12 protein-coding genes and 1 pseudogene are annotated in these 19,894 nt (G+C 70.8%); 3 read left to right on the top strand and 10 right to left on the bottom strand.

Features of this window, described 5'->3' with window-relative positions:
* Positions 1–34 precede the first annotated feature (34 nt).
* The 5 genes from OHS18_RS30690 to OHS18_RS30670 all read right to left on the bottom strand — a co-directional run bounded on the left by OHS18_RS30690 (position 35) and on the right by OHS18_RS30670 (position 11,203).
* Positions 35–3,139 carry an ADP-ribosylglycohydrolase family protein gene (locus OHS18_RS30690; protein WP_328613237.1) on the bottom strand — a complete coding sequence of 1,035 codons (3,105 nt, stop codon included), beginning with the start codon at positions 3,137–3,139 and terminating at the stop codon, positions 35–37.
* Positions 3,140–3,155: 16 nt separating this feature from the next.
* Positions 3,156–5,177 (bottom strand): ADP-ribosylglycohydrolase family protein, encoded by a 2,022-nt coding sequence (locus OHS18_RS30685; RefSeq protein WP_328618606.1) that lies wholly within the window; start codon positions 5,175–5,177, stop codon positions 3,156–3,158.
* Between the two features lie 979 nt (positions 5,178–6,156).
* Entirely contained in the window at positions 6,157–6,627 is a 471-nt protein-coding gene (locus OHS18_RS30680; RefSeq protein ID WP_328613236.1) for a hypothetical protein, read from the bottom strand.
* A gap of 5 nt (positions 6,628–6,632) precedes the next feature.
* Entirely contained in the window at positions 6,633–7,079 is a 447-nt protein-coding gene (locus OHS18_RS30675) for a hypothetical protein (protein WP_328446732.1), read from the bottom strand.
* A complete protein-coding gene (locus OHS18_RS30670; protein ID WP_328613235.1) occupies positions 7,079–11,203 on the bottom strand; it encodes a toxin glutamine deamidase domain-containing protein in 4,125 nt (1,374 codons plus the stop codon). Before OHS18_RS30670 ends, OHS18_RS30675 begins: the two co-directional genes overlap by 1 nt.
* A gap of 813 nt (positions 11,204–12,016) precedes the next feature.
* Here OHS18_RS30670 and OHS18_RS30665 point away from each other — a divergent pair.
* A complete protein-coding gene (locus OHS18_RS30665; RefSeq protein WP_328613234.1) occupies positions 12,017–12,535 on the top strand; it encodes a hypothetical protein in 519 nt (172 codons plus the stop codon).
* Positions 12,536–14,614: 2,079 nt separating this feature from the next.
* Here OHS18_RS30665 and OHS18_RS48605 read toward each other — a convergent pair.
* From OHS18_RS48605 to OHS18_RS30645, 4 genes and pseudogenes are all read right to left on the bottom strand, one after another.
* Positions 14,615–14,992: pseudogene (locus tag OHS18_RS48605) on the bottom strand (WXG100 family type VII secretion target); the annotation flags it as partial.
* Positions 14,993–15,007: 15 nt separating this feature from the next.
* On the bottom strand, positions 15,008–15,331 hold the full coding sequence (locus OHS18_RS30655) for a WXG100 family type VII secretion target (RefSeq protein ID WP_328613232.1): 324 nt from the start codon (positions 15,329–15,331) through the stop codon (positions 15,008–15,010).
* Positions 15,331–15,879 carry a YbaB/EbfC family nucleoid-associated protein gene (locus OHS18_RS30650; protein WP_328613231.1) on the bottom strand — a complete coding sequence of 183 codons (549 nt, stop codon included), beginning with the start codon at positions 15,877–15,879 and terminating at the stop codon, positions 15,331–15,333. The genes OHS18_RS30655 and OHS18_RS30650 overlap by 1 nt, the downstream gene beginning before the upstream one ends.
* Before the next feature lie 142 nt (positions 15,880–16,021).
* Positions 16,022–17,314, bottom strand: a complete 1,293-nt coding sequence (locus tag OHS18_RS30645; RefSeq protein ID WP_328446742.1) for an MFS transporter — start codon at positions 17,312–17,314, stop codon at positions 16,022–16,024.
* A 202-nt stretch (positions 17,315–17,516) separates the two neighbouring features.
* On the opposite strand from OHS18_RS30645, the gene OHS18_RS30640 reads away from it, so the two are divergent.
* Positions 17,517–18,098: a YqgE/AlgH family protein gene (locus tag OHS18_RS30640; protein ID WP_328446744.1), complete on the top strand. Its 582-nt coding sequence runs from the start codon at positions 17,517–17,519 to the stop codon at positions 18,096–18,098.
* Positions 18,099–18,110: 12 nt separating this feature from the next.
* On the opposite strand, the gene OHS18_RS30635 is transcribed toward OHS18_RS30640, so the two are convergent.
* The gene (locus OHS18_RS30635; protein WP_328613230.1) at positions 18,111–18,524 is read right to left on the bottom strand and encodes an SdpI family protein; all 414 of its coding nucleotides are present in this window, start codon (positions 18,522–18,524) and stop codon (positions 18,111–18,113) included.
* Between the two features lie 65 nt (positions 18,525–18,589).
* On the opposite strand from OHS18_RS30635, the gene OHS18_RS30630 reads away from it, so the two are divergent.
* A complete protein-coding gene (locus tag OHS18_RS30630) occupies positions 18,590–19,750 on the top strand; it encodes an esterase-like activity of phytase family protein (protein WP_328613229.1) in 1,161 nt (386 codons plus the stop codon).
* Positions 19,751–19,894: the final 144 nt, after the last annotated feature.

Here is a 19,894-nt window from a genome sequence, read left to right as displayed (position 1 = left end):
TTTGTCCTCCCCTGACCCCAGTGACCCCAGAAATCTAGTCGAGCGGGTACCGAGCGAACCACCGGTCTTCGTCCGGCGCATCCGCGCCGAACTCGGTGAGCGCGTCGTCCGCCAGCTCGACGATGACATCGCGGAGCTCGAGCCGGTCGAGCCAGCTCCCCCGCAGTGCTTCCTCGCCGTACATCGCGCCGACGAGGTTGCCGCAGACCGACCCGGTGGAATCGCTGTCCCCGCTGTGGTTGACGGACGCCAGCAGCGCCGTGTCGGCGTCCGCCGTGGTCAGCGCGACGTACACGGACATCGACAACGCCGTCTCCCCGACGTTGCCCTGCCCGAGCGACTCCACCTTCTCCGGCGTCGGCGGTCCCTGCTCCGCCAGCGCCAGCGCGGCATCGAGCGCCGCGCTCTGCTCCTCGTGCGCCGGGTACTCCACCAGCTCGGCCCGCGCGGTCGCGACGGCGTCGAGGAGTGCCCTTCCGTGCAGCAGTTCGTGCACGATGACCGCGAAGCAGCCCGACGACAAATACCCGCTCGGGTGACCGTGGGTCAGCGCCGCGCTCTCCGCGCCGAGCCGGAACACCTCGGCGAGGTCGTCCGACCAGAGCGCGACCGGCGCCGCGCGCATCACCCCGCCGCAGCCCTTCGAGTTGTTCACCGGCCGGTCCATGGTGCCGCGGACGCCGGAGCGGCCGTACGCCTCCAGTTCGCCGAAGCACGTCAGCCCCGGCGCGCGGCGGCTGAACAGCTCCTGGTGCGTGACCAGCCAGCCGTCCGGCGCTTCGACGTCGGAGCGCGGCCCGCGCGCCCGGTCCCACGCGACACCCTGGGTGTGCAGCCAGCGCTGGTAGGCCAGCTGCAGCGAGTGCACGACGTCGGCCGAGCCGGTGTGCCGCCGCTGGGCGTGCGCGCGGATCAGCGCTTCGAGCGTGAACAGCGTCATCTGCGTGTCGTCGGTGATCCGGCCGACGCCGCCGTACGCGGGGATGAAGTCGGTGATCCCGTCCGGCCCGGCGATCTCGCGGATCCGGTCGATCGAGTCGAACTCCGTCTTCGCGCCGAGCGCGTCGCCGATGGCGCCGGCCAGCAGGCTGCCGCGCAGCCGGGACCGCCGGTCCGGCCCCGCCGGAGCAGGGTGCGAGGAGGGTTTCGGGGTGAACCGGCCGCTCGGGTACCGGCGCTCCCACCGCGCGTGCTCGGCCGTCTCCGTCTGGAGGCCGTTGCGGTTGAAGTACCAGAAGACGTCGCTCGCGACGTCGTCGAGCAGCCCGAGGTCGGGCAGCGCCGCGACCCAGGCGGCGGGCAGGCCGGGCACGCCGAGCCGGGCGCCGACGAGGGCTCCGGCCAGGGCGCCGGCGACCGGGCCGGACCGCGCGGCGAGCGTGATCGCCGCCTCCGGGTCGTGGCCGCGCTTGGCCGCGGCGAACAACGCCCGGCCCAGCACCGACCGGACGCTCCGGCCGTCACCGATGCTTTCGAGCTGCGTGACGTCGTCGGCGTCGCGGTTCTCGCGCAGCGCCAGCGTCGAGGCCGCCTGCTCGCCGCCGAGCTCCCGCAGCCGCAGGTGCACCGGCGGCGCGAACTCCTCCCGCGTGAGCAGGGCCTGGAACAGCGCCACCAGCAGCTCGACGCCGTCGGTGACCTCCGTCCCGGCCGCACTGCCGGTCAGCTCGCGGGCGACGTCCTTCGCGTACTGCTCGCCGTCGACGTCCGCCAGCGCCACCGCGCCGGCCGGCGTCGCGGCCAAGGCCGTGGCCAGCAGCGAGGAGAACTCCGCGGGCGCGGGCCCGGCGTGCCGGGTCGCGACGGCCAGCCAGCCGACCGGATCCGGCTCGGGCAGCGTCGCGGGCACCTCGCCGGTGGGAACGGGCGGGAGGCCGCGCAGCACGGCGTCGGTGTGGAACAGCAGGTGCCGGGTCAGGCCACCCATCGCCAGCGGGCCGCCCGGCTCGGCGCCGCCGCCGAGCGCGTCACCGATCGCGAAACCGACGTACGCGCCGACGATCCGGTGCCACGCGAAGCGTGCGCCGAGCGTGCCCTGGGCGAAGAACTTGCCGAACGTCCACGGCACCGGCCGCGCGCCGGCGTCCTCGCCGACGTGCGCGATCAGGCCGTTCCCGGCCAGGTCGGCCGGCCATTCCGGGTCCTGGCCCGCCCGGCGCCGGACGCCGTTGCGGTGCTGCCAGGCGAACCCGCGCAGGTACCGGACGCACTCCTCCGGCGTCAGCTCGACGCGGTGGTCGCGGGCCTGGTCGACGGCGTAGCGCAAGTGGCGGGTCAGCAGGTCCGGCGGCTCGATGCCGAACTCCCCGACCAGCGCGGGCAGGGCCTCAGCGACCTCCGGCCCGGCTTCGGGCGCCGGCTCGTCGATCCACGGCCGCGGCTCGGTGTCCTCCGGGACGTCCGCCAGCTCGGTCGCGGCCAGGCTGCGGACGAGCCCGGTGCCCGGATCGAGCGTCAGCCCGGTTCCCGGCCGGTGCCGCAGCAGCTCGCGGACGACCACCCGCCACCGCTGCGGATAACGGCCGGGCACCTTCGCCGAGGAGCTGTAGGCGATGACCTCGTGGCCCGAGGTCCCGGGAACCGGCCGCAGCAGCGGCTCGCCGTCCGGCGTCGGCACGAGGACCTCGGTGTCGAGCAGCGCGTGCGCGAACTCGGCCCGGCTGATCCAGTTCGCGCCCAGGTAGTTCAGGAGTTTTTCGGCGTCGGTCACCGGCTTCGGGAAGCCGCGCCAGACCGGGCCCGGGGTGTACCCGTCGTTGCCGCGCCGGCCGCCGGTCGCCTCGCCGAACGGTGAGTACTCCGTCCAGCCGCGGATCGCCCGGGCCGGGATGCCCAGCTCGGGGAACGCCTTCTCGTCGAACTCCGGGTCGACGTCCGGGCGCCACTCGGTCTCGGCCGGGGTGCCCGCCATCGCCGCCAGGTCGTAGGTGATCTCGCCGTCGTCCGGCACGAGCAGCACCGGACTGGGGACCAGCCCCGCGCCGACGTCGGTGCCGTCGAGGTAACCGGCGGTGTTGACCGTGAAACGCCAGCCGTCCGGCCGCCGCGCGGTGTACTCCGGCCGGATCCGCAGCCGGTCGCCGCCGGGCCGCGTGCGCAGCCACTCCCGCACGCGCGCGACGGCTTCCTCTTCGTTCATTCTCCCCATCCTCGCGCTAATGCCGCGGGTACCGCTCGACCCACTGGTCGCCCTGCGCGCTCAGCGCCGAGTGCCGGTCGAAGTGCCAGTAGGCGTCCGAAGCCACGTTCTCGACGAGGTAGCGCAGCTCCAGCTGATCGACCCACTTCTGCGGCAGCCCGGGGATGCCGGTGCGCGCGCCGAGCAGGGCGCCGGCGATCGCGCCGGTGAGCGCGCTGCGGCCGGAGTGGTTGACCGCGCGCAGCAGCGCCTGCTCCGGGTAGTTCTCGAAGCCGGACAACGCGGCGAACGCGCGGCCGAGCACCGAGAGCGTGCTCTTGCCGTCGCCGATCAGCTCCGGCATCCGCAGGTCGGGCAGCCCGTGCTCACCGAAGAACGGCACCGACTCGGCGACCATCTCCTTGATCTCGGTCCACTCCGGACCCTGCTGGAACTGGTTGTCCGGGTTGAGGATCTCCCGGCCGAGGTTCCAGATCGGGAAGCTGAACGCGTCCTTGGTCAGGGCCTGCTCGAACAGCCAGCTCAGGTAGGTCGCGGCGGCCAGATCGGGCTCGCCGGGGTGGGTCACGCCGGCCATCTCGCGCACCGCCTGGCGCGCGCCGCCGCTGAGCCCGCTGCCGGGGCCGGCCATGGTGAGCGCGGCGGCCAACGCGGGGATCAGCGCTTCCGGGCCGGTCAACGGCGTGCCGCCGGCCCCGGTGGCGAGCTGGTGGTAGGCGTTGAGCTCGGCGTCGTCGGCGTCGCGGCGGGCGTGCAGGTCGGTGACCTGCACGAGCCAGCCGTCCGGGTGATCCAGCGGCGCGCCCTGCGTCTTCAGCCAGCGCTGCAGCGCGCCGCGCGTGACGTCGGGGAGCAGCTGCTCGGCCTCGCGGGACTCCGGCTGCTCGCGGTGCGGGCTGCGGATCACGGCCTCGGTGTAGAACAGCAGCCGCTGCGTCAGCGAGCCGATCCGGCCCGGCTGGTCGAACGCCTGGACCAGGTCGGTGACACCCTCGATGCCGTACTGCGCGTGGATGTCGTGGAGCGGCATGCGGTCGACCGCGGCGCCGAGTGCTTCGCCGAGGGCGAAGCCGACGTAGGCGCCCGTGACGCGCTGCCAGCCGTAGCGGAACCCGTCGAGGTCGCGCTCGAAGTACTTGCCGAACGTGTCCAGCCGCGGCACCGGCCGCCCGGCGTTGTCGTAGGTCGGGGCCAGCCCGTTCGCGCGCAGGTCGTTGGGCTTGCTGCGCGGCGGCTCCGGCATGGTCATCCGCTTCAGCCACGACTCGCCGAGCACGGTCTTCGCGCACTCCTCGGCGGTGAGCTCGTACCCGCGCTTGCGGGCCCGCTCGGCCGCGGCGAGCGGCGGCCGGACCGGGGCCGGCAACCCCATCCGCGACGCCGTGTCGGCGGCGACGCGGATCAGGTCCTCTTCGGCCTCCGGGCAGCGGCCGTGCACGTCGATGCGCGGCTCGTGCCGCGGGAACCGCTTGACGATCTCGGCGAGCTCCCCGCTGGAGACGTCTTCGATGGTCGTCGGGCCGCCGTTGATCACCAGGTTCGGCGGGTGCTCGAACTCGGCGAGCGTGGCGACGTCGACCCGCCACCAGCCGTGCTCGCGCGAGGGCAGGTGCCGCGTCGAGCTGAAGACCTTGAGCTCGTTGCGCTCCTCGGCGAAGTAGAACCGGTCCGTCTTGCCGGTCTCCAGGTCGAGCGGGACGAACACCTCGCACCGGATCAGCCCGATGAGCAGCAGCTCCCGGGTCAGCCAGCCGACGCTGGCGAACGACAGCAGCGTCTCGAGCGTGTTCTCCGGCTTCGGGTACCCGCGGCGGATCGGCCCGGCCTTGTACTCCGGGTTCTCCCGCTCCTCGCCGGTCTGGTTGCCGTCGGCGTCGACCTTCACCCAGCCCGCGACGGCCTGCAGCGGCACGCCCAGCTCGCCGAGCCCGGCCTTCACGTACTCGGGGTCGACGACCTCACGCCAGTTCTCCTGGCCGGGGAACGCCACCGGCACCGAGAGCCCGCCGGGGTGCGGGTGCGCCGTTGAGCAGGCCAGCTGGGCGCACCAGGCGGGCGGGTCCTCGCCGAAGCCGGGCGGCGCCGTCGGGGAGGATCGGCGTGGACGTAGAGTGGTGCTGGGAGGTCGGCGTGTCCTCGAATGTAGCGGGACGAAGAACCAGGGTGGGCGCGCTGTCGCCGAGCGCTGAGGCGCAAAGTAGGAAAAAATGCTTATCAGGTGTGTCACGGAAGCGATCGGACAAAGATGGCTGCATCTTCCATTCCAGCTGTGTGTATATGGCAGACTCATGCTGGCTCCGCTGGCGATAATGAGAACTCATGGAAAAGCGACACTCCACACACACACACGCGCGCGTGTGTGTGTGTCTGCCTAACAAACAATGAGAGAACAGACACTCATGGCGGCGGCTGCCAATGGGCGGCGTGTGGGCAGGCAGAAAAAATGCAGTGAACAACAACAAAAATAAAAATAAATATCTGACACAAAAACAAAAAAGACAAAATCTACTAAATAAAAACAACAACAACAAAAAAAAAAAAAAACAAACAACAAAGCACTAAATTTCATGAAAACAAACAAAAATAAACTCCAAAAAATAAACAAATAAAATATAAATGTGTGAAAACTCCAGCAATAACAAACAAACTCCTCTCATGCTAGCAAGCACTAAAAACAGGCAAACAGAAACTCCTCAACAAACAAAATAAAAAATAAATGCTCCTCCAGAAAAAATAAAAATATTAAATGTGACACAAAAAAAAAAAAAACTAATAAACAGAACAACAACAAACAACAACAAACAAAAAAAAATAGACAGGCATGACACAGCAACAGACTGGACTCAGGCATGTGTGTGTGTGAGTGACAAACAACAACAACAAACAGAATCTTAAATAAAAATAAACAAAAATGCAGAGCAGCAGAGCGTGCAAGCAGACAAACAACCTAGACAAAGCAGAGCCATTCAACAACCTCGCACTCCAGAAAATACTACAGCACCAACAGCACCTCAGTATCAATCACTTAGCAACCATTCAGTCTCAACCCACCGGCAATCCCGCATTACCAGAAAACAAAAACCGAAGCAACGCTGCGCGCACAACACCACCAATCCAAGATACTCATCCAGGCCCACCCAAAACTCGCCGAGCTCCGCCGGGTAGGCCGCCGCCTCGGGCGGGTCCGTCCACACCGGATCGTCGTCGAGCGCGAAGTCGAAGTCGAAGCTGCCGTCGGGGACGAGCGTGAACCGCGCCTGCAGCCAGGTCCCGCGCTCCTCGGTGTACATCCCCTGCCGCAGCCGGCCGAAGAGGTCGGCGAGCTCGTCCGGCGTCGCCGAGTTGTGCCCCTCGATCTCGACGTGCTTCCCGACCTGCCGGAAGTCGACGACGGCCGGCCGCTCGGCGTCGGCCCGGTGCGCGCGCACGAGCTTTCCCAGCTGCACCAGGAGGGCACGCTGCTCATCGGGCGAAAGTCGTTGTTCCACGTGAATCATTGCCTCGGGTAGCGCGGCTTGGCTTCGAACGTCGGCGCCTCACCGGCCGCACGACGGGTGGCTTCGTCTTCCCACATCTTGAAGGTCCGCTTCCAGAGTGCCTGGACCAACGCGGTTTCCTGCGGGGTCCGGCGGCGTCCTTCCCGGACAGCGACGTCGTCTATACCTTTCACGGTCTCGTAGAGCGCGAAGATCGGACCGTCGCCCGTCAGGTACCGGCTCCGCAGCTTTTCGGTCTCCCGGACGAAGTCTTCCTCGCTCATCGGACCTTTGATGTTCGAATCGGTGGTGGCCCGCAGGACCTCACGGATGTGGCTGCCGTCCTGGACGAAGAAACCCGTCTGCAGGTCGAGGAGGGTGCCCGCCAGACCGCCGTTGGGCACCTTGTCGATCCGATAGGTCTGGGCGTAGTACCGGTAGAACGTGGGCTCCTGGATGGCCATCAGCTACTCCCCTCGGATGACAGTCCCTGCCGGAACGCTTCCTCGAAACGGCCTCGGACCTGTTCGGTCAACGCCGCGTCGAGCGCCGCCTCTTCCGGCGAAAGGACGCCCTCGCGGCCGTCCTTCTTGCTGAAGGTCTCGAAGTCGCGGCGGACCTCGTACAGCGCGTGCTCGTACGACGCGACGTCGTCGATGTGCGTCAGGTGCAGCCGCAGCTCGGCCACGTGCCCGTTCGGCAGCCGGACGTTGAGCTGCAGGTCCCGGTAGCCGCTGTCCTGCGGGCTGGCCAGCCGGTCCGAGAAGTCGACGATCGTGAGTTCGGGATCGTTGCGCACCGCGTCCAGCGCGCGGTACATGTCCGCCACCTGCTCGAACTGGATCTTGGTGCCGACGAGGTCGTGCAGCAGCGAACCGTCCCAGTTGCGCTTCTCGATCTTCGCCAGAGCCCGCACGTCGTCCTTCGGTTCCGGCCGGAACCCCGCGTGGCCGTCGGTCTCACCCGCGATGCGTTCGGTGATCCGGTTCAGCGTGCCCTGGGTCTCGGGCCAGCGCTCACGTTCTTCGGCGACCCACTGGCGGCAGTACTCCGGATCGCCGATCCTGCCTTGGTCGAAGCTTTCGTGCTGCAGCTGCGCTTCCGGGGTGTCGTGGGCGATCGCCGCGACGTCGGCGGAGATCTCCGCCTGCTCCGGAGTCGGGTCGAACTGCTCGACACCCTGGTGCTCGACGTCGTCGACCACGCTGTACCCGCGCTCGTTCACCTCGTGGACGGCGTCCTCCAGGATCGGGATCGCCTCGGGGTGCTTGAGCAGGCTGGCCAGCGTCTTCGGGTTGTCGAGCAGCGAGCGCGTCAGGTAGTCGTTGGCCGGGTCGGCGAGCATCCTGGCCAGCTCGGGGTGTTCCGGCAGGTGGGCGCGGATGTAGTCCGCGTCCGCGTGGCCGTCTAGCGCCGCGGCGACGTCGTCACGGTCCAGGAAACCGGGTTCGGAAATGCCGTAGCCGCCGTGCTCGCCGTGCACCTCGGTCTGGACGTGCTCGGTGCCCGGCGTCCCGACGTGCAGCAGCTTGATGTCCTTCGGCGGCTGCGGCAGGTGCATCAGGTCGCCGGACTGCGGGTCGATGAACGCGACGCCGTCGCGGGTGTGCACGACCATCGCGACGTGCCCGTACTCGACGCCGCCGCGGCCCTCGTACTTCACCGCGACCACCGCGTGGTGGTCCACCGGCCGCTCGCGCATCTCGCGGATGACGTCGTCGTAGCTCGCGCGATCGGAGAACGTCTCGCCGAACCGGCTCTCGATGTGCTCGAGCGTGCCGCGGGTGCCCATCTCGTGCAGCGGGATCGGCTCGGCCGTCGCGTCGCCGCCGTGCAGCCGGTCCCAGTACGCCTCGGGGCCGCGGGTGCAGTTGGAGACGTAGCCGTTCTCCAGTGCACCCGGCTCGTGGAAGCCCGGGTTGACCTCGCGCAGGTGCGGGTGGCGGTCCTGGACGTAGGCCGCGCGCTCCGCCGGCGTCGCCGCGCCGGCGTGGATGGCCGGCTCGGCGGGCGGGTTCGTCGCGCGCGCCAGCGACGAGTAGTCGTGCAACGGCGCTGGTTCGATGTGCTCGGCCGGGCCGTCGAGGACGTCGCTGACCTTCGGCTGCTCCGGCTGGTGGTGCTCCGCGACGGGCCCGTTGAGCCCGCCCAGGCGTTCGGCGATCGACTCCTGCTTGCGCCGGTCGAACTCGGCCGCGTTGTGCTCGTTCTCGGCACGCCGCTCGGCCATCTTTTGCTGCGCGGCCTCGGGGTCGAGGTAGCGCGGGTGGCCGGGCCCGATCTCCTCGGCCTCGATCACCCACTTGCGGCGGCCCTCGGGCGTGATCTCGAGCCGCTTGTCGTGCACCAGCAGCTGTGTCCCGGGCGGCGACAGCGACTCGCGCTCGCCCGGGTTCTCGGCGAGCTTCGAGATGTCGCGGACGTTGTCCGACCGGACGTGCAGCTCGACGTCGTCCCCGAACTTCGACGTCGAGAGCTCACCGGTCTTGATGGACGCGCTGGAGAACGCGGGCTCGACGACCACCGCACCCGGCTCGTACGGCCCGGCGACCAGCTCGGCCAGCCGCGGATCGCCGCCGACGTCGATGCCGCGGACGGTCTCCCCGGACGTCCGCGGCACCTGGCCGAGGCCGTCGACGATCGCGCGGGCGTTCGCCTGCGCGAGGTCGAAGCCGGGATGGCCGGGGCCGCGGCGCAGGGCGTCGTTGACGTTGTAGGCGTACTCGCCGCGGGTGTAGCCGTGGACCGCGACGGCGCCTTCGTCGGTCAGGGGCAGCCCGGCGGCGTCCCGGCGGGCGAGCGCGCGGTCGTGGACGTCCTGGTAGACGCCGTCGTCGCCGACCGCGCGGCGGATGCTCTCGTGGTCGGCCGGGGTGGCGTGGTGCTCGCCGTCGAAGAGGTAGCCCTCGTCGTGCGGGACGCGCTCGGGCGTGGGGTTGAGCCGGTCCGCGATCTCCGGCGCGTGGTGCGGCGCGTCCCCGCCGCCCAGCGGCATCTCGTGGATGCCGGTGGCGTCGTGGGGCAGCTCGGCCAGACGTCCGGTGACCGGATCGGCGAACACGACACCGTGCTCGGTGTGCACCCCGGCGACCAGCCGCGTCTCGCCGTCGGTCTCGAAGGCGACGGCCGTCCGCGCGCCGACCGGACGTTCGCCCAGGTCATGGGCGACGTCGCCGAAGCTGTCGCGGCCGCTCCACTGCCCGCCGAGCTGCTCGCCGACGTGCGCGAGGCTCTGGTTCGTGCCCGGCCCGGCGACGACGTCTTCGCCGTTCATCCGCCGTTCGAAGGCGACCATCGACTCGGCGGAGTTGGTCCGGAAGCCGTGGTCGAGCGCGTCCGGGCCGTAGTGGTTGCGGGAGTTGACCGAGCCGAGCTCGGGAACGGCGTCGCGAACGAGCCGCGCGTGCTGCTGCGGGCTCTCGACGGACCCGGCGTGGAGCACGGGCTCGCCGCCCGGCGTGAGCGGCTGGGCGAGCCGCGACCAGCCACCTTCGGGCTCGCGGGTCGCCGGCACCCGCCGCTCGGGCGCGGGCGTGTCGGCGTCGTCCCCGCCGAGCAGCTTGAACAGGTTGCCGCTCGGCTTGAGCTCGGGGTGTTCGGCGTAGAACTTCTCGGTCTCGGCGTCGGCCTCACGCTGGAACCGCCCTTCGTCGGCCCGCTCCTGCGCCCGCCGCTCGTCGATCGCGTGCTGCGCGTCGGCCTCACCGAGGTGCCGCGGATCGCCGGCGGTGACCTCTTCGGCGTGCACGATCCACTGCGGCTGGTCCATGGTGCCGCCGGAACCGCGGACGTAATCGGGGTGCTCCGGGTGACCCGGCCCCTTCTCGATCCCGGTGATCTCGAACTGCGACCCGGCCTTGAACAGCACCTCGCGCTCACGCCCGATGCTGGCCATGGACTCGACGTCCCGCCCGGACCGGGACTCGATCCGCATCTCGACCTCGCCGGGGAAGATGCTCCGCGGGTGCTCGGCATCGACCTTCGACGAGCTGAGGAACGACGGCTCGGTGACGTGCGCACCCTCGTGGAACCGCCCGAGGAAAGCCTGGACCCGCGCGGGATCCCCCTGGAAGTCGATCCGCCGCGAAACGGTCCCGACATGCGGCGGCATCTCGTTCAACCCGGAGACCAGCGCCCCGGCCTGCGGCGCGAGGCCCGCAAGCTCCGGCCCACCGAACCGCAGTGCCCGGTTGAGCGGCCCGACCAGCTCGTGGCGCGTGTAGGCGTGCACGGCAAAGGCGCCGTCGTCGGACATGCCGGGATGGAACTCGTCGCGCCGGAGGAGCGCCTCCCGGCGGACCTGCTCGTGCCGCCACTCACCGGTCTCGGGACTCTGCCGCCCGGAGTCGATGAAGGTGTCCTCGATCCGCCGAACCCCGGCGGGATCGTCGGTGTGGAAGTGCTCGTCGGTGAGATACGGCTCGTCGACGACGTGCGCCGGTTCATGCGCGGAGGGGTCTTCGACCCCGAAGCCGTCCTGCTCGCCGGTCGCCTGCTCGGTCGCGTGCTCAGGAGCCCCGTGCTCGGCAGGCACCTGTTCGTCGTGCACCGGTTCGGCGGGCGTCTGTTCGGCGGGCGTCTGCTCCACCAAGTGCTCGGCCGGCACCTGCTCGGCCGCGCGCTCGGCAGCGGACTGCTCAGCAGGCCGTTCGGTGGCGGGCTGCTCGTCGCCCGATCGCCGCGCCGACTGGTCGACCGCGGCGGTCTCGCCAGACCGTTCAGCCGCCGCCTGCTGTTCGGCAGGGGCCTTCCCCGCGGCTGGTTCTTCGGGAGGTCGTTCTGCCGCGGGTGTGCGCTCAGCCGCGTGATCGGCCGTGGCCGGTTGCCGGCCCGCCCGGTCCTCGGCTACCTGCTCTCCGGCGTGGTTCTGCTCGTCCGTGCGCGCCGGCTCGGGCGCGTGGTGGTGGGCAGGCGCCTGTTCGACCGGCCGCGGGCCGGCGGGCTGCTCCGTCGGCGTGGCAGGCGGACGCTGTCCAGGAGGCAGACCCTGTTCGCCGGGTGCCGGACGGTGCCCCTGCGGCTGCTCCGGCGCGCGATCGATCGGTCGAGGCTGGTCGAAGGCCCTCGGCGGTTGGTTGTGCGGGCCACGCGGAAGGTTCTCCTGAGGCGGACCGAAGCGGGGCGGCGGCACCTGCGGCGGCCCGGCCGGACGCGGCGGACCAACCCGCGGATCGTGCGGCGGCATCGGCGGGCGGCCACCAGGCGGCGGAGGCGGCATCGCCGGACGGCCGCCCGGCCCCTGCGGCCCACGCGGCTGGTTCGGATACCCCGCCGGCCGTTGCCCACCCGGCATCGGCGGCCGCTGCTGAGGCCCACCCTGCGCCGGCCACCCACCCGGCGGCATCCGGCGCGGATCGTTCGGATGCGGCCCACCCTGCGGCGGCTGCCCACCCTGCGACGGATGACCCTGCGGAGGCTGGCCACCGTGCGGCGGCTGCCCACCACGTCCACCCTGCGACGGCACACCGTTCGACGGCCCCTGCGCCGGCCGCCCAGTCTGCGGCAGCTGCCCACCACGGGGCGGCCCGCCCTGCGGCTGCCCACCGTGAGTAGCCTGCCCACCGTGAGCAGCCTGCCCACCCTGCGACTGCCCACCGTGAGTAGCCTGCCCACCCTGCGGCTGCCCACTATGCGGAGCCGGCCCACCGTGCGGTTGCCCGCCCTGGGGCACCTGGCCACCGTGTGGCGGTTGCCCGCCTTGCTGAACCTGTCCGCCCTGTGGCGGCTGTCCACCGCGCGGGGCCTGCCCACCGTGCTGCGGTCCGCCTTGCTGTGGTTGCCCACTGTGCTGAGCCTGGCCGCCGTGAGGTGGCTGCCCGGCTTGCGGCGGCTGTGCGCCATGCGGGGCTTGTCCACCGTGCTGAGCCTGCCCGCCGTGTGTCGGTTGCCCGCCCTGCGGTGGTTGCCCGCCCGGAGGTGACTGCCCAGCTTGCGGCGGCTGTCCGCCATGCGGGGCTTGTCCACCGTGCTGCGGTTGCCCGCCGTGGATTGGCTGTCCGCCCTGCGGGTGTCCGCCATGCGGGGTCTGCCCGCCCTGAGGCGGGCGGCCACCCTGCGATATCGGCGGCTGACCAGGCTGACCACCCGGCGGCATCCGGCGCGGGTCCTGCGGTGGCACGCGTCGCGGCTGTTCGTGCGGCGGCTGGCCACCTCGCGGCGGGGGCATCGGCGGCGTCGGTCCGCCGGCACGCGGGCCACTCGCGCGACCGCCCGGAGCACCGCCGTTCGGCATTCCTCCCGGCGGTGGCGTGAGTCCACCCGCAGGCGGGGGCGACATCTGCTGCGGCGCCCCGCCACCCTGGAACGGCGTCGGCCCCGCGTCCGCGGCCGGCGGCTGGCCCGTGAACCCGGCCGCGCCGACGTTGTCCGCCGCCGGACGTCCGCCGCTCTGCCGTCCCGGCTCGGGGCCGGTCCCCGGTGGGGCCATGCCGTAGCCGCCGTTCGACGGACCGGCGGCCGCGCTCTCGCCGTGCGACGAGCCTCCGGCCCGTGCCGGGCCACCCGACGTGCCGCCCGAGAAATCCGCACTGTGCGAACCGCCGGACGACGTCCCGCCCGCCGCGCTCGGCATCCCACCGCCACCCATCGGCGGGGTCGATCCACCCACCGGTGCCTGCTGTTGGGGAGCGGAACCGTCCGACGCGACTCGCTGCTGTGCGACAGGCTCCACCTGACGCTGGGCCCCCTGTTGCGCCTCGGGCTCCGAACGGTGCGACGCGGATTCCGGCGGAGCCTCGCCCCGCGATTCCGGCTCTCGCTGAGACGGAGCCTGCTCACCTCGCGACCCCGAGCCCCCGGACTCCGGTTCGGAAGACGACGCACTCCGGGTTTCCGGCTCCGACGAAGTCCCGCTCCGAGACTCCGCCTCGGCCGACGACTCCGCCCGCGACGATGGCTCTTCACCCCGCGAAGCCGGTACCGACGACGAACTCGACTCCTCCGAGCCCCGCCGCGATTCCCCGGACTCGTCAGCGCGCCGAGACTCCCCGGAGTCACGCGAATCCCCAGCGCCGCTCGGCTCACTGGAGCTGCGCGAGTCCCCGGACCCGCCCGACTCACTCGAGCTCCGGGACTCCCCAGAGCCGCTCGGCTCACTGGAGCTGCGCGAATCCCCGGATCCGCCCGACTCACTCGAGCTCCGAGACTCCCCAGAGCCGCTGGGCTCGCCGGAGCTTCGGGAATCCCCAGAGCCGCCCGAGTTCGAGCCGGAATCGCCCGAGCCCGAGCTCGAACCCCCGGGCTCGCCGGCGCCGCGGGACTCCCCAGCGCCAGAGTCCCTCGCGCCTGGACCCCCAGAGTCCGAATCCCCCGAGCCGGAATCCCCCGAGCCGGAAGACGAGCCCGAGTCCCCCGACTCCGAGTCCCTCGAGCCAGAGCCAGAACCCGAGTCCCCCGAACCACCAGGCTCAGCCCGCGGAATGTTCGCCTCGTGCACCGAGTGCATCTGTTCCTTGGCGCCCCCGACAGCTCCACCGACCGCCCCGCTGGACGCGCCCGTCAGCAGCTGCTCCGGCGTCAACGACCCCAGATCCCCCGTCACCGCCGCCTGACCGACGGTCTGCGCGACACCCTCGACCGCACCCCGAGCCCCAGCGCGCATCGCCGCGTCGGCGATCTGTCCGCCGGCGCTGTGCGACAGCCCCTCGGTCGCCCCGCGTCCGATCGCGCCGCTGCCGGCGCCGACGACGCCACCGACCGCGCCCGAGATCGCCGAATCGCTGGTCTTGGACCAGTCCCAGCTCTGCCGGTCGCCCTTGGCCATCTGCAGGCCCTGGATGCCGGCGTCCATGCCGAGGTTGATGGCCTCGTTCTTGAGGACCTCCATGCCGATCTTCTTGATGCCCTGCTTGAGCAGCTTCTCCAGCAGCTCCTTCGCGACCTGCTTGAACCCCTGCTGCGCCAGCTTCTCGAGCAGCTGCCGGAACAGCATCTGCACGGTCATCCGCGTCGCGACCTGGGCCGGCGCGATGCCCGCCGTCGAGCCGCCGAACGTCACCGCCGCGGCCGCGATCATCGCCGCGATCTGGGCGGCCAGCACGATCAGCGAGATGATGATCATGTACTTCGTGTACTCGACGTCCAGGGCCGTCTGGTCACACGAGTCGCCGAGGGCCTTGGACGCGTCGGCCAGCTGCTTGAAGTACGCCTCGTCGCCCTCGACGAACTTCTTCCACTGTTCGACGAACGCGTCGGCGCCGTCACCCGTCCAGTTGTCGCGGATGCCGGAAGCCGCTTGGTTGCCCGCTTCCGAGGCCGGGCCGATCGCGGACGACGCCGCGTGCCACGCGTCGCGCAGCGCGCGCAGCTTGGTCTCGTCGCCCTCCGGCCAGCTCTCGCCGACGACGATCGGCAGCAGCCACTTGACCGCGTCGGGCATCTCCATACCCACGGGTCATTGCCCCTTGCTGAGCTGCGAGGTCACGTCGTCGTCGGCGCCCGACAAGGCCTTCATCGACTTCGTGACGTTCTGTTGCAGCCCGCGCAACCCCTGAACGAGGTTGGTGAAGCCTTCGACGGCGCCCTGCGCGCCCGGCACGTAGTCCTTCGCGAACTCCTTGCCGGAGTCGTCGTCGCCCCAGCACTCGCCCTGCGCGGACAACGCGCCCTGCAACGCCTTCAGCGCGTTGTCGAGTCCGTCCGCGGCCGTGACCAGCCCGTTCGACGCGCTCAGCACGGCGTCCGGCTCCGCGGTGAATCCGGCACCCCCGTCCGGCATCAGTCGCCCCTCGTCATCCAGGACGACGGCGGCTCCTCGTCCTCGTCCGCACGCGGCGGGCGGGCGCGCTGGGGTGCGGGCGCGGGAGCCGGAGCGGGCACCGGCGGCTGCTCGTTGCGCAGGATCGAGCCGCCGTCTTCGAAGGATTCGGGGCGCGGCGGCTCGGGAGCTTCCTCTTCCTCGGCGAAGTCCGGGATCGGCGGTACCAGCCCGGCCAGCGACGGCGCGCCCTCGACCAGGTCGGCGAGATCGGGCAGGCCTTCGGTGATCGGCGCCATCAGGTCCGCGATCTTCTGCTTGACCTGCAGCGATCCTTGCCGCACCAGGGCCTGGACGGTGTTCGCGAGCTGCGCGGGGGTCGTGCGCTCGAACGTGTTCGGCGAGAACTCCAGCTTCGCGAGGCTGCCGCCGGCGTCGATGGTCGCGCGGACCAGCCCGTCGGCGGACGCGACCTGCGCGGTCGTTTCGGCGGCCGCGGCCTGGGCGTCGCGCAGCTGTGCCGTCTGCCGCTCGAAGTTCTCCAGGAGGGTGTCCATCTGGTCCTTCATCGCGGCATTGCGTGCCTCAAGACGTGCACGGTCGTCGCCCGCGGTGGTCACAGGAGCCCCCGGTGTCCCTCGAACCTACTAATGACTTGCCGTCACCCTAATGCCAATGGAGCAGTCATCGGAGCCGGTTCGGGCTTTTGCCTCAGCTGATCGTGCGGCGCCGGGCGAGGAGGTACCCGGCCCCGCCGACCAGGTAGCAAACGGTTGCGGCGATGAGCAGCCCCGGCGACCGGCCGTCGTCCGGGATGACCAGCGCGCCCAGCGATACCGCCGCCACCTGGGTGATGTTGAAGAGCGTGTCGTAGAGCGCGAAGACGCGGCCGCGGGCTTCGTCGGCGACGTCGAGCTGGATCGACGAATCGACACAGAGCTTCAGCACCTGACCCGCGCCGGTGATGAAGAACGACGCGAGCAGTGCGCACGGCAGCACCATCGGCAGCCCGAGCGCGGACTGCGCGATCGCCGCGACGACCAGCGCGCCGAGCACCGCGCGCACCCGCCCGGCACGGCGGATCAGCCGGGCCGTGAGCAGGCCGGCGATGAGCAGCCCGGCCCCGGCCAGCGCCGCCATCTGCCCCAAGCCGGGCAGGCCGGCGCGCAGGAGGCCGTGGTCGGTGAAGTAGTTGCGCATCAGCAGCACGGTGACCAGCAGCGAGACGCCGAACGACGCCCGGTGCGCGAACAGCGCGATGAACCCGGCGGTGACGCTCGGCGCGCGCCACGCGTGCTTCGCCCCGTCGGCCAGCCCCCGGGCGACCGCGACGAGCGGGTTCGCCGGTTCGTCGACCACGGAAGGCCCGAGCAGCCCGCGCGCGAACCCGCGGGCGATGAACGCCGCGACCAGCGTGCCGAGCACCGCGAACGCCGTCGTGTACGCCGAGCCGGCGTCGTCGCTGCCGAACAGCGCGCGCAAGCCGATCGCGCAGCCGCCGCCGATCACGGCGATGACCGAGCCGATCGTGGTGGCGAACGCGTTCGCCGTCACCACACTCGGCGGCGGGACGACGTGCGGCAGCGATGCCGAGAGCCCGGAGCCGATGAAGCGGGAGATCCCTTCCGCGGCCAGGGCCAGCGAAAACAGGCCGACTCCGCCGAACCCGAACCCGACGGCGGCGGCCGACGCGAGGATCGCCAGGCCGCGCAGGAGGTTCGCGAAGATCAGGACCTTGCGCCGGTCCCAGCGGTCCAGCAGAGCGCCCGCGAACGGGCCGACCAAGGAGTACGGCAGCAGCAGCGCCGCGAACCCGCCCGCGATGGCCAGCGGGTCGGCGCCGCGTTCGGGGTTGAAGAGCACAGCGCCGGCGAGGCCGGCGCGGAAGACGCCGTCACCCCAGCTGGCGGCGAAGCGGGTGAAGAGCAGACGCCGGAAGGCCGGGTCCTTGAGCAGCTCGCGAGGGCCCTTTCGCCCTGTGGCCACGTCGGCGCTGATCGTCACGAAGCCAGAGTAGAGGGTGGCCGACGCACTGAGGTCGCCTCTCGGCGGCTATGCGCAGTGTGGCTCCTGCCGGACGGTATTCCACAAAGGCGGTTCTTCAGTGAGCCCGGGGGACACGGAGTGCGCCGACCACTGTTTCAAACGGGGCGGGTGGGGCGATTGTTCCCGAGCCGAAGTAATTCGCCGGGCCAGAGGTGAGATCATGGGTCGCGTGCCAGCGGACGCCGAGGTTGAGCCGGGAACGCTCCTGGTCGCCGCCCCCACCATGGTCGACCCCAATTTCCGCCGGACCGTGGTGTTCGTCATCGATCACCGCGAGGAGGGCACGCTCGGCGTGGTCCTGAACCGGCCCAGTGACGTCGCCGTCCACGACGTGCTGCCCAACTGGGGTGGCCACGTCGCCGAGCCGCAGTCGGTGTTCGTCGGCGGGCCGGTGGAGAAGAAGACGGCGTTGTGCCTGGCCGCGCTGCGCACCGGCGAGACCGCGGCGAGTGTGCCGGGCGTGATCGCGGTCCGCGGGCCGGTCGCGCTGGTCGACCTGGACACCGATCCCGAGGTCCTGGTGCCGAAGGTCCGCGGCGTGCGCGTGTTCGCCGGCTACGCGGGCTGGGACTCGGGTCAGCTGGCCGGCGAGATCGAGCGGGACGACTGGGTGATCGTGCCGGCCCTGCCGAGCGACATCCTGGCCTCGCCGAGCGGCGACCTGTGGAGCCAGGTGCTGCGCCGCCAGGGCGTGCCGATCGCGCTGCTGGCCACCCACCCGGGTGACCTCCAGCGCAACTAGCTCGTCAAAAGATCAGGCCTTCTTGAAGACGCCGCAGCCGCCCTCGCCGCACGCGCAGCCGCTGCAGCCGGCGGGCTCCGCCGGAGCCGGCGCGGGGACGGTCAGCGCGGCCCGGTTGCCGAGCACGCCACCGCCAACGACCAGCACGAACATCGCCACGATGCCCCCGAGCGCGGCGGCGATCAGGCCCCCGGTCGACGGCATCGCGAGCCCGGCCAGCCCGGAGAGGATCGAGATCGCGCCACCGGCGGCCGTCGGCAACCCGGCGACGCGGTTCGCGAGCTTGAACGCGTCTTCGCTGCGCAACGCGGCTTGCGTGCGCACGCCGGTGCCGCCTTCGCGCGTCAGTTTTTCGCGGACGCCGAGGACACCGCCCCAGCCGACGACGACACCGAGCAGGATCGGAACCAGCGCGATAGCGAACACGGGTCAAGGATAAGCGTGACGTCCCGGCAACCTGGTGGATACCCTGGTCGACTGTGCTACAGGCCATGTCACCCCGCGTACTGCCCACCGTGCTGGCTCTTGCTCTGATCGGGGGATTGGCCGCCGCAGCGCCGGCCAGTGCCACCGAGAGTCACCAGCGTCCGATCCGGTTGCTCGGCGAAAAGATCGTCCCGAACTCCCTGCCGTACCAGGGGACGATCGTCGGCGGCCTCTCCAGCATCGACTACGACCCGCGGACCGGCGGTTACGCCCTGATCTGCGACGACCGGTCGGCGATCAACCCCGCCCGGTTCTACACCGCGACCTTCCCGGTCACGGCGAAGGGCGTCGGCGACGTCACCTTCACCAGCACGAAGCCGCTGCTGCGGCCCGACGGCACGCCGTACCCGCCGCTCACGCAGAACGACCCCACCCGGCCGCAGAACGAGCAGACGATCGACCCCGAAGAGCTGCGCGTCGACCCGTGGACCGGCGACTACTACTGGTCGCAGGAGGGCGAGCGCACCGCGACGACGTTGATCGACCCGTCGATCCGCGAGGCGCGCCGCGACGGCAAGTACGTCCGTGACCTGCCGATCCCCGCGAACGAGAAGATGACGCCGACGGCCGGCCCGCGGCAGAACCTGGTGCTCGAGGGCATCACCTTCGCCGGTTTCGGCGCGCTGCTGGCCAGCGAGGTCGAGGGCCCGCTGCTGCAGGACGGCCCGGAGCCGACCACGACGTCCGGCGCGCTGTCGCGGATCACCTTGCAGGCGCGCTTCGGCCCCGTCCTGGCGCAGTACGCCTACCCGCAGGAGCCGCTCTTCGCCGCGCCGGTGCCGTCGACGGCGTTCGCGACGACCGGCGTCTCCTCGATGCTGGCCGTCGACCAGGCCGACCCGACGAAGTTCCTGATGATGGAGCGCTCGTTCGTCACCGGCGTCGGCAACAAGGTGCGCGTCTACGAAATCGACACGAAGGGCGCGACGAACGTCCTGAACGTGCCGTCACTGGGTGCGGCGAAGCACGTCACGCCGGTCAAGAAGCGCCTGCTCTTCGACGCGGCCGACCTCGGCTTGTCCACTGTGGACAACATCGAGGGCATGACCTGGGGCCCGAAGCTGCCGAACGGCGAGCGCAGCCTGGTGATCGTCAGCGACAACAACTTCTCGCCCACCCAGGTCACGCAGTTCGTCGCACTGGCGGTCCCCTCCGAACGGCTTTGACCAGCAAGTTACGATGAAGCTATGAACACGGCTCGGCTGCTCCTTAGCCTGCCGCGCTGACCGGGCCCCGGCCGGCGCGGCGACCCCTCATGCCCTCGAGGCTGAGGGGTCGAGTTGTTTCTGGAGTACCTCGCGACGAAGGAA

The organism is Amycolatopsis sp. NBC_00355 (assembly GCF_036104975.1).
Lineage (GTDB): Bacteria > Actinomycetota > Actinomycetes > Mycobacteriales > Pseudonocardiaceae > Amycolatopsis.
The sequence above is the reverse complement of the archived record's forward strand: the minus strand, read 5'-3'. Positions and strand labels throughout refer to the sequence as shown.